Source organism: Rhodoflexus caldus (assembly GCF_021206925.1).
Taxonomy (GTDB): Bacteria; Bacteroidota; Bacteroidia; order Cytophagales; family Thermoflexibacteraceae; genus Rhodoflexus; species Rhodoflexus caldus.
Window position 1 is genome coordinate 1 of record NZ_JAJPRF010000004.1, and the last position, 17088, is coordinate 17088.

Consider the following 17088-nt stretch of genomic DNA (forward strand, 5'->3'; position numbering starts at 1 on the left):
ACTATGTAGGCAGTCAATTTATCAAAGACGATGACAGCCTTGATATGCACCAAGTGCTGCGCAAGTTTCAGTCTTTTATGAAAGAGCAGTACAGCAAGCGCGATAAAGATTTCAAAGAGCGTGAGTGGCGGCTGATATTTCTTGCCTACCTCAAACCGATTATCAACGGGCGGGGCTACGACTTCAAAGAAGTAGAAACCTCAGAAGAAAAGCGCTTGGATATTGTTGTAACCTACATGCAATGGCGATACATCATAGAATTGAAACGCTGGAGCGGGGAAAAATCGCATGAGCGTGGCCTCAATCAATTGGCCGATTATTTAGATATTCACGGCGTAAACGAAGGCTGGCTGTTGATATTTGACGACCGCAACAATCCGACTTGGCGCGAAGAGCTGATTCATCACAAAGGCAAAGAGATTTTTGCGGTGTGGGTGTAACCTCCTTTCCCAAGTAACCCGAAAGCCAAATGCCCGAATCCGCCGCATAAACCCTATCTTTGCGCTTCACAAAAGGTAAAACAGCTTTTGCTATGGCATTGGAATACAACCACCGAGAGATTGAAGCCAAATGGCAGCGTTATTGGCGCGAAAACAACATCTACAAAACCTATAACGATACGACCAAGCCCAAATACTACGTCTTAGACATGTTCCCCTATCCTTCGGGGGCGGGGCTGCACGTGGGGCATCCGCTGGGCTATATCGCCTCTGACATTGTGGCGCGGTTTAAGCGCCTCAAAGGCTTCAACGTGTTGCACCCCATGGGCTTCGACTCTTTCGGGTTACCTGCCGAGCAATACGCCATTGATACGGGGCAACATCCCGCCGTTACAACGGCTAAAAATATTGACACCTTCAAAAGCCAACTCAATAAAATCGGCTTTTCTTACGATTGGGAACGCGAAGTGCAAACTTCCTCACCCGATTATTACCGCTGGACACAGTGGATTTTCATGCAAATTTTCAATTCGTGGTACGACCTTGCCGACCCTGCCAACGAAGGGCGCGGCAAAGCCAAACCCATCGGCGAACTGATTGCCGTTTTTGAAAAAGAAGGCAATTTGAACGTTCGCGCCGCCTGCGACGAAGATACGCCCACATTCACGGCTGCCGAATGGAACGCCATGAGCGAGCCGCAACAGCAGGAAATGCTCTTGAAATATCGCCTCACCTACCCTGCCGACGAGTGGGTAAACTGGTGTCCGGCGCTGGGCAGCGTGCTTTCTAACGACGAGGTAAAAGACGGCGTAAGCGAACGCGGCGGATTCCCCGTAGAACGCAAAAAAATGCGCCAATGGATGATGCGCATCACCGCCTACGCCGAGCGCCTTTTGCAAGATTTAAACGACGTGGATTTTTCCGAGTCGCTCAAAGAAATGCAGCGCAACTGGATTGGCAAATCGGTAGGTGCGGAAGTAAGTTTTGCCTTAGAAGGTCATCCCAATCAGTTTATCAAAGTTTATACCACCCGCTTGGATACGATTTACGGCGTAACCTTTATGGTACTTGCCCCCGAACACGAGTTGGTGGAACAATTGGTAACGCCCGACCGCCGCGAGGAAGTGATGGCATACGTGAAAAAAGCCAAGAACCGTTCCGAGCGCGAGCGCATGGCAGATACGAAAACCGTTTCGGGCGTGTTTACGGGCAGCTATTGCATCAATCCGTTCAGCGGCGAAAAAGTGCCCGTGTGGTTGGCTGATTATGTATTGGCAGGCTACGGCACGGGCGCGGTAATGGCTGTGCCCAGCGGCGACCAGCGCGACTATACCTTTGCCAAGCACTTCGGGCTGCCGATTGTACAAATTTTGGACGCACAGAAAAACCTTGACAAAGAAGCCGATGCCACCAAAGAAGGGCGCTACGTCAATTCGGGTATGATTAACGGGCTGACCTATGCCGAAGCCATGCCCAAACTGTTGGCATTTTTGGAAGAAAAAGGCATCGGAAAAGCCAAAGTAAACTACCGAATGCGCGATGCGGTTTTCAGCCGCCAACGCTACTGGGGCGAACCCGTACCCGTTTATTTTGACGAAAACAACATCCCGCGACTGATTGACGAAAGCGAACTGCCGCTGGTGCTGCCCGAAATTGACGAATACAAACCCACCCCGACGGGCGAGCCGCCGCTTGGGCGCGCAACGGATTGGAAATACCGCAAAAACGGCAAGGAATACCGCTACGAACTCAGCACCATGCCGGGCTGGGCTGGCAGCAGTTGGTACTTCCTGCGCTACATGGACGCGCGCAACGACAAGGTTTTTGCCGACTGCCAAGCCATCGACTATTGGAATCAGGTAGATTTGTACGTGGGCGGCACCGAACACGCCGTCGGGCACTTGCTCTATTCCCGTTTCTGGCACAAGTTCCTGTTCGACCGCGGCTATGTCGGCTACCATGAGCCGTATAAAAAGTTGCTCAATCAGGGCAAAATTCAGGGGCGTTCAGCCATTATTTACAAGCTCAAAAACGATAACAAGTTCGTTTCCAAAGGCTTAAAAGACCAATACGGCGAAACCATAGCCCTTCATGCACCCGTCAATATCGTAGAAAACGACGTGCTGGATGTGGAAGCCTACAAGCAGTTCCGCCCCGAATATGCCGATGCGGAATTTATTTGCGAAAACGGCAAATTTATTTGCGATGAAATTGTAGAGAAAATGTCCAAGTCCAAGTACAACGTCGTGAACCCCGACGACGTGGTGGAACGCTATGGAGCCGACACGCTGCGCCTCTACGAAATGTTTTTGGGTCCGATTGAAGCCGATAAACCTTGGAGCACACACGGCATCGAAGGCGTTTACAAATTCCTGCGCAAACTCTGGCGTTTGTTCTTCGACGAAAAAGGCAATTCCGTTGTTACCGACGGCGAACCGACGGCAGAAGAACTCAAAATATTGCACAAGACTATCCGCAAAGTGGAAGAAGACATCGAAAACTTTTCTTTCAACACAACGGTTAGTCAATTGATGATTTGCGTGAACGAACTTAGCAGCCTGAAATGCCACAAGGCAGCCGTTTTGAACGATTTGTTGATTGTTCTTTCGCCTTATGCGCCGCACATCGCCGAAGAGTTGTGGGCAAAAATGGGGCACACGCACAGCATCGTTACGGCGCAATATCCGCGGTGGAACGCTGCCTATTTGGTCGAATCGGTGATTGAATACCCGATTTCCATCAACGGCAAAGTACGCGGTCAGTTGCAATTAGGCGCAGACCTCAGCCCGCAGCAAATTGAGCAAGAGGTGCTGGCTTCCGAAATCGTGAAGAAATATACCGAGGGTAAAACGCCTAAAAAAGTAATCGTTGTACCGAAAAAAATCGTAAACGTCGTACTGTAAACCCATGCCCAATGCACCCCGAATGACCGTGTTCCTGCTGGCAGCGGTCAATTTTACCCACATCATGGATTTCATGATTATGATGCCGCTCGGCGATATTCTGATGCGCAGTTTCCGAATAGAGCCGCAGCAATTTTCAATCATGGTATCGGCTTACACGCTTTCGGCAGGCATTTCCGGCTTTCTGGGTGCATTCATCATCGACCGTTTTGACCGCAAAAACTTCCTGCTCATGCTCTACGGCGGCTTTCTGGCAGGCACAATCGCCTGCGGATTGGTGGACAGCTACATCCCGATGGTAATAGCGCGGGCGGTAACGGGCGTTTTCGGCGGAGTCATCGGGTCGTTGGTCATGTCCATTGTCAGCGACCTGTACCCTTGGGAGCAACGCGGCAGGGCAATGGCGTTGCTTTCCGCCTCTTTTTCGGTGGCTTCGGTGTTGGGCGTTCCTTTTGGGTTGTTCATGGCAGAAAAAATGGGCTGGCCTGCGCCGTTCCTGTTTTTGGGGGCTTTCGGTTCGGCGCTGGCGGCTGTTTTGTGGAACGTGTTGCCGCCTATGCGCGCTCATTTGGCTGCCCGAAAGTCGCCCGTGCAACCGATGGCTTTGCTGCGCAAAATTGCCGCCGACCGCAACCAACTGCTGGGGCTGACCATGAGTTTTGCGCTGATTTTGAGCCAAATGATTATGATTCCCTTCATTGCCCCCTACATGGTTCGCAATGTGGGGCTTAGCCAATCGCAAATACCGTTGATTTATTTGTTTGGCGGAGTTGCCACTATTTTTTCCGCGCAGATTATCGGACGGCTGGTTGATAAAATAGGCGTCAAACGGGTATTTGCCGTCGGGATGCTCTTGTCCTACATTCCGATTGCGGCGATTACCAATTTGCCGCCCGTGCCTGTTTATGTGGCGCTGACGGCTACGACTCTGTTTTTCATTTTCATCAACAGCCGCATGGTGCCCGCGCAAACCATGATTTCGGGCGTGGTCGGCAAAGAGGGGCGCGGCAGTTTTATGAGCATCAATTCCAGCGTGATGCAAATCGGCTCTGCTTCGGGCGCTTTTTTGGCGGGCTTGTTGGTACACGAGGGCGCTACTGCGCGTTTGGAGGGTTTCTATTGGGTGGGCATTGCATCGGTTGTCATCAGTTGGGTTTGCCTGCTGATTGCACCGCGGTTAAAATTTATCGGATAGCATGAAAATCGGTTTGTTTTTCGGCTCATTTAATCCCATTCACATAGGGCATCTGATTATTGCCAATACCGTGGCAGAAAGTTCGGACTTTTCGCAAGTGTGGTTTGTCGTTTCGCCGCACAACCCCTTTAAGCAAAGCAGCGCCCTGCTGCACGAACACGACCGCATGGAGATGGTGCGCATCGCCATTGCCGACAACTACAAGCTGAATGCAACCGATATTGAGTTTCGCCTGCCGCGCCCCAGCTATACGATTGACACGCTAACCTATTTGAGCGAAAAATATCCCAACCATCAGTTCCGCGTCATTATCGGGCAAGACAACTTGGACAATTTTACCAAGTGGAAAAACTACCGCAAAATTTTGGAATACTACGGGCTGATTGTCTATCCGCGCTATGGGGCAAGTTTTTCCCCGCTCATGGAGCATCCCAACGTAACGATTGTAGAAGCCCCGATGATTGACATTTCCGCCACCTTCATCCGCGATTGCATCAAAAAAGGGCGCAGCATCCAATACCTTGTCCATCAGGACGTCATGCACTATATCAAAGGCAAAAAACTGTATCTGTAATAATTCGCCGAAAAGTAAACTTTTTAAGGCAAAAGCAGTTTAATTTGGGTTCATATCATGACCGCATAACAATTTTGTGAATTTGATACAGCGCTACAGCCTTTGGATAGGCTTGCTCATGCTGGCCTTTCCTGCATTTGCGCAAGTTGTTTCCAAGCCCTTTGTTCTGAAAATGGGTCTTGCGCAGGTGGATTTGGTACCCTATGCCCTCGTATTAGAGGATAGCACCGGCCAACTGACATGGGAACAGGTAAAAAATATGCCCTTTTCCTCCCCGACCGAAAATCGATTGTATTTCCCGCATCACAACAATCGGGTGTATTGGGTAAAAATTGCCGTTGCTAACCCTTATGAAGTGCCTTTAGCGCGGTTTCTGGAAATCAGAAACTCAACCGTTAATCGCATCAGTCAGTATATTACACGCGAAGGAAAGCTCATAGAAACCATTCATACGGGCGATGCTCAGCCGTACAGCACACGCCCCGTGCAAAGTAATTATTTCATCTTCCCGATAGACCTGCCGGCGAGTCAGACGACGGAAATTTTGCTGCGGATTGATACGGAAAGCGATGCGGTGAATTTGCCGCTGGTATTGTGGGAGTCGCAGTCGCTGCTGGAAAATGCACAGCGCGAACGTTGGATTTTCGGACTTTTCTATGGTGTACTGCTCTTTACGATTATTTTCCACCTGTTCCTGTTCTATAAACTCAACGATACCGCTGTTATCTATTACATCGGCTATGTAGTAGGCGTAGGGGGCTTCATGCTTTCTATGGACGGGCTGGCATCACAATATCTTTTCCCCGATTTTCCCCAATTGGCCAACAGCTTATTGCCTTTTAGTGCACTGTTTGGCGGGCTTTGCCTGATGATTTTTTCGTACAAATATTTAGGCAAAGAAAACCTCGCCCGTTGGGCACAAATCTCATTGGCTTTTATCGGAGTGCTGTGCATTTTGCTGATGCCTCTTTGTTTTGCCTCCAACGAAATGATTACCTACATCATCATTTTTGCCTCTGTTATGATTCCGCTTTGCAGCGTAATAGCGGTTGTAGCAGGTTTGGTGGCCTATCGCACCGACCCATTGCGGGCGAAGTACTTCATCACGGCATTTTTCTTTCTGATGGGCGGCATAATGCTGATTGTAGTAAAAGGTTTTGGCATTGTGCTGGGCGAATTGAACGAGTATGGGCTAAAATTTGGCGTAGCGGCAGAGGTAGTCATTTTTGCCTTTGCCCTAACGGTGCGTTTCAAACAAATGGATGAACGCACGCAGGCAATGGCATTGGAACACCTGCAAAATCTGAATCGCGTAAAAGATGAATACAATCAAACTTTGCAGGAAGAAGTCGCCCGACGAACCGAAGAACTCAGCAATGCCAACCAAAAACTCACCGACAGCATCCGCTATGCCAAGCGACTGCAAGAGGCCGTTTTACCGCGGCGTTTTGCAGTATCGAACCTTTTTCCTCGGAGCAGTATTTTTGAGCAGCCCCGCGATATTGTCAGCGGCGATTTCTTTTGGGCAAATCAAATAGGCCAAACAAAAATGCTGGCAGTCGTAGATTGTACAGGGCATGGCGCACACGGGGCGTTTATGTCCATCCTTGGTTGCCGATTATTCGATGAAATAGCGGAGCAAATGTCCTTAGAATGCCCTGCCGAGTGGCTCATCCATTTAGACCGTCGTTTCCGCCGCATACTGATTAGCGAACGCGATGAAACCATCTATGCGGCAAGTATGGACGTTGCACTGTTGGCATATAACGAAGCCGACCAAATACTGGAATATGCAGGAGCGCGTCGCCCGCTTTACCTGTTCCGCAACGGTCATCTGCAAGTTTACAAGGGAAGCCCTATTGCAATAGGCGGCACACTGACGGGCAAAAGACAAACTGCATTTTTTGAAAAGCACCGGATAGACGTACAAAGCGGCGATATCGTTTACTTGTTCAGCGACGGCTATGCCGACCAGTTTGGGGGGCAGCCGGAGCAAAAACTCACCTTGGGACGTTTCAAGGAAATATTGGCAACAATTCATCACCACCCGATTCATCAGCAGGAACAGCATTTGAAAAGCCACCTGACAGCATGGCAGCAGTCATCGCCGCAGATGGATGATATACTGGTGGTTGCGGTAGCAATCTCTTAGCGCCTGTTACAACCCGCGTACAGTTCACGGTCGGTAAAGTAGACAACAAAATCGGCTACGTTGCGGTCTTGCACATAAGCAATACTGTAATTGGCAAAGCCGCGCTTATTGGTAAAATACCAAAAGCCGGGCTTATCGGCGAACAGCGGGTTAGTTTCTTCAAAAACCACTACATGCGCGTTAAATTCGTTGTTTTTCTCCACGAACACGCGAAAAGTGGCCAAATACGGGTCTTTTTCCACATAAATTTGCCCGAAAACATCACAAGGTGTCGGGCGGGATTGAAGCGGCGGACTTGCCATTATCCCCACCCAATACAGCCATAACACAAATATGAAACTCATTTGATTCAATTAGCTTGGTTCACTTTATTAGAACACTGGTTACAGCAGATAATGCGATTTTGCAGAGATTTTATCCGACCGAAGTCCGCGTTTATACAAAAGCGCAAGTGATTTTTCAGAAATTTTTCCGCATACGTTGTTGAAAAATAAGCATTTAAACCTGACAGGTCTTATAAACCTGTCAGGTTTTGATATTTGTTGCGGATTTTGCCTATAAGTTGCTCAAATCGAAACCCTCGAGGAACTTGGTGGTAAAGTTACCTGCTCGGAACTGCGGGTCATCCATCAGTTTAATGTGGAATGGAATCGTTGTTTTAACCCCTTCAATCACAAATTCCTGCAAGGCACGCTTCATGCGCACGATAACCTCCTCACGAGTTTGCCCTGATACAATCAGTTTGGCAATCATGGAGTCATAGTTAGGAGGAATTACATAGCCCGCATATACGTGTGTATCTACGCGCACACCACGCCCGCCGGGGATGTGCAGGTTGGTAATTTTTCCCGGTGAAGGGCGGAAATCGCGTGCAGGGTCTTCCGCATTGATGCGGCACTCCATTGAGTGCAATTGCGGATAGTAGTTTCTACCCGAGATGCGTTCGCCCATGGCAACTTTTATTTGCTCCTTAATCAGGTCAAAATCAGTTACTTCCTCCGTAATAGGGTGCTCTACCTGAATGCGGGTATTCATTTCCATGAAATAGAAGTTGCCGTATTTGTCCACAAGGAACTCTATGGTTCCGGCACCTTCGTATTTGATATACTCTGCACCGCGAATAGCAGCCTGCCCCATGCGGTCGCGCAGTTCTTGCGTAATGAACGGAGAAGGCGTTTCTTCTACTAACTTTTGGTGGCGGCGCTGAATGGAGCAATCGCGTTCCGAGAGGTGGCATACGCGGCCTGTTTGGTCGCCAACTACCTGAATTTCAATGTGTCGTGGCTCTTCCACGAATTTTTCCAGATAGAGGCCGTCATTGCCGAAAGCTGCTCCGGCTTCCATTTTGGCATCGTTCCATGCTTTTTCAAAGCCCGATTCGTCGTGGATGACGCGCATACCTTTGCCACCGCCGCCCGCTGTTGCTTTGATGATAACGGGGTAGCCGAATTCGGCTGCCAGACGCATACCTTCTTCCATGCTTTCCAACAAACCATCGGAGCCGGGGATAACAGGCACGCCCGCCGCTTTCATGGTAGCTTTGGCAGTGGCCTTGTCGCCCATGGCCTGAATCATTTCAGGTGTAGGCCCGATAAATTTAATGTTGGTTTCGGCACAAATGGCAGAAAATTCCGCATTTTCGGAAAGGAAACCATAACCCGGGTGAATGGCATCGGCGTTGGTGATTTCTGCGGCTGCAATAATGCGTGGAATATTCAGGTAAGATTCTTTACCGGGAGGAGGCCCGATGCACACCGCCTCATCGGCAAACTTGACGTGCAGGCTTTCGCGGTCGGCAGTAGAATATACTGCTACGGTTTTGATGCCCATTTCGCGGCATGTGCGGATTACGCGCAGCGCAATCTCACCGCGGTTTGCAATCAGTATTTTCTTGAACATGAAAGTGCAGGTTTATTTCAGAACGCCTGTGTTGTGTGGTTTGGCTTTGTTTATTAGAACGGTTCAATCAGGAACAACTCCTGGTCGTATTCTACCGGATTGGCGTTATCCACCAATACCTTCACAATGCGTCCTTCAACTTCCGATTCTATTTCGTTGAACAGTTTCATGGCTTCTATAATGCAGACTACCTGTCCTTTGCGAACCTCATCGCCTACATTCACGTAAGGCGGATTTTCAGGCTTAGAAGAGCGATAGAAGGTTCCAATCATAGGAGATTTGATAGCTACTAACTTTTTGGAAGATTCAGCGGCAGGTTGTGCGGCGGTTTCCAGCGGTTTGCTTTCCGCAACTACCGGCTGAGACTGTGTAACTACCGGCGCAGCCACTAAGGCTTGGGGAGCTGCCATTACCGGCGCAGCTACGGCTACTCCTTTTACTTCGGAGTGGCGCTTTACCTGTAGTTTAAAATCGCCTGCTTCTATGTTTACTTCGTCTAAACCGGAGCCGGCAATAAAACTGATGAGTTCCTGGATTTCTTTTGCGTCCATAAGATAAAAAAAGATAACGTCATCCTAATTGAGGGGCTAAGTTATGAGTTTAAAGTGGAAAGTGAAAAGTTTTCCGTTTTTTACGCTACACTTCAATACCCCATTTCAAATAAACGGCTCCCCAAGTAAATCCACCGCCGAAAGCCGCGAAAATCAGATTATCGCCTTTTTTGAGTTGGTGGCGATAGTCCCATAAACAGAGTGGCAAGGTTGCATTGGTTGTATTGCCGTAATGCTCGATGTTGAGCATCACTTTTTCGGGAGGCAATCCTGCGCGCTCGGCTGTTGCATCAATAATGCGTTTGTTGGCCTGATGAGGAACAAGGAAGGCAATATCGTCGCTTGTGAGGTTGTTTTTTTGCATGATAATTTCAACCGCCTCAGCCATTTTGGTTACGGCAAATTTGAATACGGTTGCGCCTTCCTGATAAACGTAGTGCTCTTTGTTGGCTACCGTTTCGGCAGAGGCGGGGTACAAACTGCCGCCGGCTTTCATGTGCAAAAACTCTGCTCCTTTGCCGTCGGAGCGCAAATAAGCATCTATAAAGCCGTTGCCCGAGTTGTCAGGTTCTAAGAATACGGCTCCGGCACCATCGCCAAAGATGATACAGGTGGCGCGGTCTTCGTAGTTGATAATGGAAGACATTTTATCTACCCCCACCAGCAGAATTTTTTTGTATCTGCCTGTTTCTATCATCTGTGAACCGACGGTCAGCCCATAGAGGAAGCCGGAGCAGGCAGCCTGCAAATCGAAGCCGAAAGCATTAACAGCGCCAATAGCTGCGCCAATCAGGTTGGCTGTGGCAGGGAAAACGTGGTCGGGGGTGGTGGTGCAACAGATGATTGCGTCAATTTCCGCAGGGTCGGTAGGTCGCATTTCCATCAGGCGCTCTATTGCTTTTAAGGCCATGAAAGAAGAGCCTTTCCCTTTTTCCAGAATATGCCTTTCACGAATACCGGTGCGGGTTACAATCCATTCGTCGTTGGTATCTACCATCGACTCTAAGTCTTTGTTTGTCAGTATGCCATCGGGTACGTAGCCGCCTACGCCGGTAATACTTGCGCGAATCGCTGCCATACAATATGATTGGTAAAAATGGTTTGCAATATAAAAAAGGAGAAGCGTAATCACTTCTCCTTTTGGTATAAGTTTTTCAGGCAATAGCCACCTTGCCGTTACTCGGCCTCAGTGGTTTCTGCCGGCGCATTTACTGAAACCAGTTTGCCGTTGTAATACATATTGCCTTCGAAGAAATAGGCACGGTGAGGCAGGTGCTCAACACCGGTTGTAGGGCAAACGGTTGTTTGCTTAGGTGTCAGTTTATCGTGCGTTCTTCTTTTGTCGCGACGGGTTTTGGATATCTTCCGCTTGGGATGTGCCATGACTACTAATGATTAATCGTTCAAAAATTTATTCCAGATTCTTAAATTTCTCTTTGAGAATTTTCCAGCGTTCGTCTATCGGTTCGTCTTCCTGCACCTCTTGGTCTGTTTCTTCAACAGGGGAGGAGTAAACCAACAAGGTTTCTTCCCACTCATCTTCGCCCTGCTGCGTTGCATCGCCCCGAAGGCTTGGGTGAAGTTTTTTCATAGGTACCGACAGTGAGATAAAATCGTAGATGTGATGCGCGACATTAATTGTTGCGGTTCCGTGAGGGATAACCATCACATCGTCTGCCAGTTCTTTTTCTTCTTCGCCGAACTTGTAGAATACACGCTCTTGCAAGTCAGTCGGCTCTGTAAAGGGTTCAAGCGTGCGGTCGCAGGTTAGTTCCAAGGTGCCGGTGATGCTGAAATTTAAGGTCAGTACGCCGGATGACTTTTCAAGATCTAACACCACGTTGCAACTTCCGTGTTCTATCAATCCGCCTTCAAACAATTCAAAGAACGTATCGTCTATCTTGTACTCATAGCGATGCGTTTTTTCTTTTAAGGCAAGGATATCTATGTCGTATAACTTGAACGGTTTCAACAGCCGATTGCTTTTGAGTGCGCAAAGTTAAAGGGATTGCCTTTTATTTGCAAGTAACCCGCGTAAACTTTCATAAGGCTAGTAATGGAGCAATCAAAACGCATCGGATGGCAGCATTTGGCTTTTTGCCAAGGGGGATTTCGGAGCAAAAGTATGTCTCAAATTCGCGTTTCAGAAGGTGTGTTTTGATTTACATGACTGTTTGCTTGCTTGTTTGTTTACGGATATGCAAAAGTGCAAGTGATTTGCGAATAATTTCTGTACAAATAGCTTACAATCAAGCGTTTACTTCTGAAGGGGGTGCTTAGAGCCGTCGGGAGTAATAAAAAAAACCCGATGAATCCGCAGACCATCGGGTATAAGTGCTCGGTTGAGCGTTTGTTTAGTCGTCTAAACCGATAGCAAAGTAGTGTTTACCTTCGCTGTCGGGGTAGTGGCCTTCAATCATTACTCCGCCGCTGTTGTTTTCCAGCATCTCGTTCAGGTCTTGTACGGAGCGAATGGTTCTGCCGCCTACTTTGGTAATAATGAAACCTTCGCGCATTTTCGTATCGCGCATAATTCGTCCGCGATTGATTTTGACTACTTTCAGGCCGCTGCCCGCATTGATTTTTTTGAGTTCAGCAGCAGAGGCAGGTTCTACTTCAATGCCAAGTTTGTCCAAAGCAGTTGAAGTTTTCTTTACTATGGTTGTGCTGCCATCGCGGCTTTTCAGCGTCAATTTAATGTCGCGCGGCGAGCCGTTGCGGTAGATTTGGAGTGCTACGCTTTCACCCGGGCGTTTTCTGCCAATGCTTTCCTGCAATTCGGGAACGGATTTTACTTGGTTGCCATCAACTTTTACAATCACGTCGCCGCGGCGCAAACCTGCTGCATCGGCAGAGCCGTTTGCTATCACGCTGTCCACATGTACCCCTTCGGTTATGGGCAGATTCAGTTCTTTGGCTTTTTTGCTGTCCACGTCGGTAATGGTGATGCCAAGGAATGCGCGCTGTACGGTTCCGTATTTAATCAGGTCTTCGGCAACTTTTCGCGCCAGATTTGAAGGTACGGCAAAGGAATAACCCGCATAGCTGCCTGTGCGTGAGGCAATGGCAGTATTGATACCCACCAGTTCGCCGTTCAGGTTTACCAATGCACCGCCACTGTTGCCGGGGTTCACGGCAGCGTCGGTCTGGATGAAAGACTCAATAGCGGCGTTGTCGCGAGTGCGCAGCAGTGAGATGTTGCGGCCTTTGGCGCTTACAATACCGGCTGTTACCGTTGAAGTCAGGTTAAACGGGTTGCCTACGGCCATTACCCATTGTCCTACTTGCACTTGGTCGGAGTCGGCAAAGGGCACGGTTGCCAAACCTTTTTCGTCAATTTTGATAACGGCAATATCGGTGGAAGGGTCGGTGCCGATTACTTTGGCTTTGTACGTGCGCTTGTCAAACAAAGTAACCGTAATCTCATCGGCATTGTCAATCACGTGGTTGTTGGTGATAATGAAACCATCCTGTGAAATGATTACACCGGAGCCTGTGCCTTCTTGCGGACGGTTCAGCATGTCCTCATCGCCAAAAGGAATATCTCCAAAAAAGTCAAAAGGGAAATTGAAGCGGCGCTGATTTCTGTCGCGGTTTTGTGCAACAGGCATTATCTTAGACGTAATATTTACTACTGCCGGGGTTGTTTTAGCCGCCGGAACAGTAAAATCAAAAGGTACATTGCTTGTACCCATCGGAACGGTGCGGTAGTCGGTCAGTACGGCAGGGCTGTTCTGCTGAACGACTACTTCCTGCTTATCAAAGCCTGCAAGTTTATAGCCGCCTATGGTAATGATACCACCTACAATGGCAGCACTCAATGTCTGAAGCCAGTTTTTCATTTTTTTTAAACGATGAAGGTTATTTAAATTCCTACCGAATGCTTCGCAAAAGTTGTACAAAAACAAGAGATTTGCCTTGCTATCGGCCGATTTAAGAAAGTTTAACGACACTCTGACAATTTGTCAGGTTACTTGACTTTTAAGATGCGAAATTCTACGCGTCGGTTGAGTCTTTTACTTGCTTCATCGCGGCTGCGAGTAAGCGGGCGCGTACTGCCAAAGGCTTCTGTTGTTATTCTGTTTTCGGCAATCCCTTCTTTGACGAGGTACTGTCGGATGCTTTGCACGCGTTCTTTGGAAAGTTGCATGTTAAGCATAGGGTTGCCTTCTACATCGGTATGCCCTTCCAAACGAATTTCCATCAGCGGGTACTCGTTCATCAGATGAATCAGGCGGCGCAATTCGGTGAAAGAATCGGGTAATAAGGTGGCCGTTCCCTGCTCAAAAAATACATTGTTTAAGCGCACGGCTTGCCCTTCTTCCAGTGGCACCAGAAACAAATCGCGGACAATGGGTTGGGTGGCCGCAGAGTCTGCCGACAAGTCAATGCGTTCTTCCAAAGAAAAGAACCCTTTGGCAGAAGCCCGTATGCCATAGCTTTGTTTCAAGGGCAGCGAAATTTGGTATGCACCCGTAACGGGGTTGGTGTTGGCCGTGCCTAACAGTTTATCATCTGCGGGGTTCGTGTAAACAATGTGTGCAGCAATGGGGGCATTGGTTTGGGCATTGAATACTCTGCCGGAGGCCAACAAGACCTGTTCAGGTCTGACTTCCTGTGCAAGTTTAAGTCGGAAAAGGTCGGCACTTCCTTTTATGCCCTGATGATACGATACCAGATAGGCATATTCTCCCTTAGCATCAATAGTGTAGGAGGCATCCCAGTCTTCGGTATTGATGGGTGGCCCCAGATTGACAGGTTCTGACCAGTTTTGCCACGTTTCGTCTAAACGGCGCGTCATGTAGATATCCATTTCACCATAGCCGCTGATGCCGTTAGATGCGAAATAAAGCGTTTTGTTATCGGCTGCAAGCACGGGAGTTATCTCGCTGCCTGCCGTGTTTACCTGCGCCCCCAAATTGAGCGGCACGCTCCATGCACCGTTCTCCTGCCTGAAACTCACGTACAGGTCGCGTCCACCGTAGGTGTCGTTGCGCTGAACGGCCATGAGCAGCACCTGCTGGTTGGCAGCCATGAAGTATTCGCTGTATGGGCTTTGGTTGTAAAAATCGCCAATGGCAAGGGCTTGCGGAAATTCCCATTCGTCATTGTTTTTGCGGCGCGTAACGGACACCCCTACAATGCAGCGGCCTTCGGGTAAATAGCGATTGGCAAGCAAGAGGGTGTTGTTATCGGGCAGTGCCGTGCAGACATAATTATGGCTGTAATTATTCAATGGCGCAGGCATGTGGCGAGCTTCCTCCCAAGTGCCGTCGGGCTTGCGAACGGTAAACCATATGTCATCGTTCAGCAACTGCGGTATAAACGGATTGCGAACATTGTCAGGATGATTTTTGCGGACAAAATACAAGGTTTGCCCATCGGGTGCTATCACGGGCATAATTTCATCGTATTCGCTGTTTACCGCCATGCCTAACGATTCTATCCGATTTTCGTTCAATGTTTTTACCCGATTCAACCCAACGTCCATACCTACCTGTATCTTGTTTTCGGAAATGCCGATGGCATCAATTTGGTTGAACCCCGGCACGGCAGCGGTTTGCAGTTCCAATCGCAGTGCAGCCACTTTGTACGGCGTAGGAGCGATGTGGAGCACCAGCATTTGCACTTTTTGGGGTATGGGCTTAGGTGCGGGGTTATGATAGACGGTATATTCTTTCCCTGCCTCATCGTACAGCTTGATTTTGGCAACCGCCCCGGGGTTCCACGATTCGGCAATGACAATGGTTTGAGCGCTAATGAGTTTGTTAAACGTTACCTTAATCCACTCTCCTCTGTTGTTATTGGCTGTTGCGGTGCGCCAAGCGCACGGACTTTCGCCATGTGCAGGCAGTTTGTTGGGTTTGCCGAGCACTTGTTGTGCACCATAAGGCTTGGCTATCCCTGCCTCTGCCGATTCGCCGGAGAACTCCAAAACCGCTGATGCCCACTCTATTTGGGCATGTGAAGCAAAAGAAAACAGAAACAGCAGCAGTAACAGTACGGTAAGACGCATGACGGGCAGGTGTGTTATTGGCGGTGAAAGATAAAAAAGGCTGTGCAATTTTCGTGCACAGCCCCAAAAGTAGGTTTGTATATAAACTCTGATGAGGAACTTATTTCACTGCTTTCACAATGGCTTCAAAAGCGGCAGCGTGGTTCATGGCGAGGTCGGCCAGAACTTTGCGGTTCAACTCAATGCCTGCTTTTTGAACTTTGTTGATGAATTGTGAGTAGCTCATGCCATGCTGACGTGCAGCGGCGTTGATACGCTGAATCCACAATGCACGGAATTCGCGCTTGCGGTTTTTGCGGTCGCGGTAGGCATATAACCAACCTTTTTCAACGGCGTTTTTGGCTACCGTCCATACGTTTTTTCTTCTTCCCCAGTAGCCTTTGGCATACTTTAAGATTTTTTTGCGGCGTGCTCTTGACGCTACGTGATTGACTGATCTTGGCATTTTAATTTTTTGTTTTTGGCATCAGGCGATTGATTCACAATACTTTCAGGCCTTTCGCCGGGTTGAACATAAATAAACCGATTTGTAACAGGCAGTTGCCGCTTCAATTAAGCGCACAACATGGCTTTGATACGTGCTTCATCAGCAGGTGAAACCAGCGCTTTCTGACCTAAGCGGCGCTTCTGGCAGGTTTCTTTTTTAGTCAGGATGTGATTGTGATAAGCACGCTTGCGCTTTACACGTCCTGAGCCTGTCAGGTGAAAGCGCTTCTTTGCGCTTGACTTGCTTTTAATCTTTGGCATTTTGGACTAAAAAAAGGTGGAACAATTTATTTAGCAGGCTTTACGGTTTTAGGAGAAATCATCACATGCATTCGCTTGCCTTCCAGCTTAGGCATCTGATCAACTTTTCCTACCTCTTCCAAAGCCTGCGCAAATTTAAGCAATAAAATTTCTCCGCGCTCCTTAAATACAATAGTTCTTCCCGCAAAATGCACATATGCCTTCACTTTGTTGCCTTCTTTGAGGAAAGTTTCGGCATGTTTGAGCTTAAACTCAAAGTCGTGGTCGTCAGTATTAGGCCCGAAACGGATTTCCTTAACGACTGTTTTGTGGGTTTTGGCTTTCAGTTCCTTTTGCTTTTTCTTCTGCTCGTATTTGAACTTAGAGTAGTCAATAATCTTACAAACAGGTGGAACTGCCTTAGGGGAGATTTCAACTAAATCGAGCCCCTGCTGACGTGCTATTTCTAATGCTTTTGCCGTAGGATAGATACCTACTTCAATGTTTTCACCAATCAGCCGAACTTCGGGAACTCTGATTTTTTCATTAATTCGGAACGGTTCTTCTACACGTTCGCGCGGGTTTGCCATGCAATATGTGTTAGGTTAATGATGTATTTTACTGAAAATCTA

Annotated in this window: 16 protein-coding genes; 5 read left to right on the forward strand and 11 right to left on the reverse strand. The window is 48.4% G+C overall.

All coding sequences use genetic code 11. The features are described from left to right. The 5 genes from NDK19_RS06280 to NDK19_RS06300 all read left to right on the forward strand — a co-directional run. Nucleotides 1-440 (forward strand): hypothetical protein (locus NDK19_RS06280; RefSeq protein ID WP_250631008.1); only part of this gene is annotated, 440 nt, incomplete at its 5' end. A 92-nt stretch (nucleotides 441-532) separates the two neighbouring features. Next, nucleotides 533-3343, forward strand: a complete 2811-nt coding sequence (leuS, locus tag NDK19_RS06285) for a leucine--tRNA ligase (RefSeq protein WP_317207164.1) — start codon at nucleotides 533-535, stop codon at nucleotides 3341-3343. 4 nt (nucleotides 3344-3347) lie between these two features. After that, on the forward strand, nucleotides 3348-4538 hold the full coding sequence (locus NDK19_RS06290) for an MFS transporter (RefSeq protein WP_250631009.1): 1191 nt from the start codon (nucleotides 3348-3350) through the stop codon (nucleotides 4536-4538). A 1-nt stretch (nucleotide 4539) separates the two neighbouring features. Next, nucleotides 4540-5112: a nicotinate (nicotinamide) nucleotide adenylyltransferase gene (nadD, locus tag NDK19_RS06295; protein ID WP_250631010.1), complete on the forward strand. Its 573-nt coding sequence runs from the start codon at nucleotides 4540-4542 to the stop codon at nucleotides 5110-5112. A gap of 76 nt (nucleotides 5113-5188) precedes the next feature. Next, complete coding sequence (locus NDK19_RS06300; protein WP_250631011.1) at nucleotides 5189-7264, forward strand: 7TM diverse intracellular signaling domain-containing protein; 2076 nt, start codon at nucleotides 5189-5191, stop codon at nucleotides 7262-7264. Here NDK19_RS06300 and NDK19_RS06305 read toward each other — a convergent pair. The 11 genes from NDK19_RS06305 to infC all read right to left on the reverse strand — a co-directional run bounded on the left by NDK19_RS06305 (nucleotide 7261) and on the right by infC (nucleotide 17046). Continuing rightward, nucleotides 7261-7608, reverse strand: coding sequence for a DUF6150 family protein (locus NDK19_RS06305; protein WP_250631012.1), 348 nt, complete (start codon nucleotides 7606-7608; stop codon nucleotides 7261-7263). The two genes, NDK19_RS06300 and NDK19_RS06305, sit on opposite strands and share 4 nt — an antisense overlap. A gap of 211 nt (nucleotides 7609-7819) precedes the next feature. Continuing rightward, on the reverse strand, nucleotides 7820-9163 hold the full coding sequence (gene accC, locus NDK19_RS06310; RefSeq protein ID WP_250631013.1) for an acetyl-CoA carboxylase biotin carboxylase subunit: 1344 nt from the start codon (nucleotides 9161-9163) through the stop codon (nucleotides 7820-7822). A gap of 53 nt (nucleotides 9164-9216) precedes the next feature. Then, nucleotides 9217-9714 carry an acetyl-CoA carboxylase biotin carboxyl carrier protein gene (gene accB / locus NDK19_RS06315; RefSeq protein ID WP_250631014.1) on the reverse strand — a complete coding sequence of 166 codons (498 nt, stop codon included), beginning with the start codon at nucleotides 9712-9714 and terminating at the stop codon, nucleotides 9217-9219. 85 nt (nucleotides 9715-9799) lie between these two features. Then, nucleotides 9800-10792 carry a beta-ketoacyl-ACP synthase III gene (locus NDK19_RS06320; protein ID WP_250631015.1) on the reverse strand — a complete coding sequence of 331 codons (993 nt, stop codon included), beginning with the start codon at nucleotides 10790-10792 and terminating at the stop codon, nucleotides 9800-9802. Between the two features lie 98 nt (nucleotides 10793-10890). After that, the gene (gene rpmF, locus NDK19_RS06325) at nucleotides 10891-11097 is read right to left on the reverse strand and encodes a 50S ribosomal protein L32 (RefSeq protein ID WP_250631016.1); all 207 of its coding nucleotides are present in this window, start codon (nucleotides 11095-11097) and stop codon (nucleotides 10891-10893) included. 28 nt (nucleotides 11098-11125) lie between these two features. Next, the gene (locus NDK19_RS06330) at nucleotides 11126-11686 is read right to left on the reverse strand and encodes a YceD family protein (protein WP_250631017.1); all 561 of its coding nucleotides are present in this window, start codon (nucleotides 11684-11686) and stop codon (nucleotides 11126-11128) included. 382 nt (nucleotides 11687-12068) lie between these two features. Beyond that, entirely contained in the window at nucleotides 12069-13556 is a 1488-nt protein-coding gene (locus NDK19_RS06335; RefSeq protein WP_250631018.1) for a Do family serine endopeptidase, read from the reverse strand. 128 nt (nucleotides 13557-13684) lie between these two features. Then, nucleotides 13685-15730: an OmpA family protein gene (locus NDK19_RS06340; RefSeq protein ID WP_250631019.1), complete on the reverse strand. Its 2046-nt coding sequence runs from the start codon at nucleotides 15728-15730 to the stop codon at nucleotides 13685-13687. Nucleotides 15731-15830: 100 nt separating this feature from the next. Further along, nucleotides 15831-16175, reverse strand: a complete 345-nt coding sequence (gene rplT, locus NDK19_RS06345) for a 50S ribosomal protein L20 (protein ID WP_250631020.1) — start codon at nucleotides 16173-16175, stop codon at nucleotides 15831-15833. Nucleotides 16176-16282: 107 nt separating this feature from the next. Then, the gene (rpmI, locus tag NDK19_RS06350; protein ID WP_250631021.1) at nucleotides 16283-16477 is read right to left on the reverse strand and encodes a 50S ribosomal protein L35; all 195 of its coding nucleotides are present in this window, start codon (nucleotides 16475-16477) and stop codon (nucleotides 16283-16285) included. Between the two features lie 26 nt (nucleotides 16478-16503). Continuing rightward, nucleotides 16504-17046: a translation initiation factor IF-3 gene (gene infC / locus NDK19_RS06355; protein ID WP_250631022.1), complete on the reverse strand. Its 543-nt coding sequence runs from the start codon at nucleotides 17044-17046 to the stop codon at nucleotides 16504-16506. Nucleotides 17047-17088 lie beyond the last annotated feature (42 nt).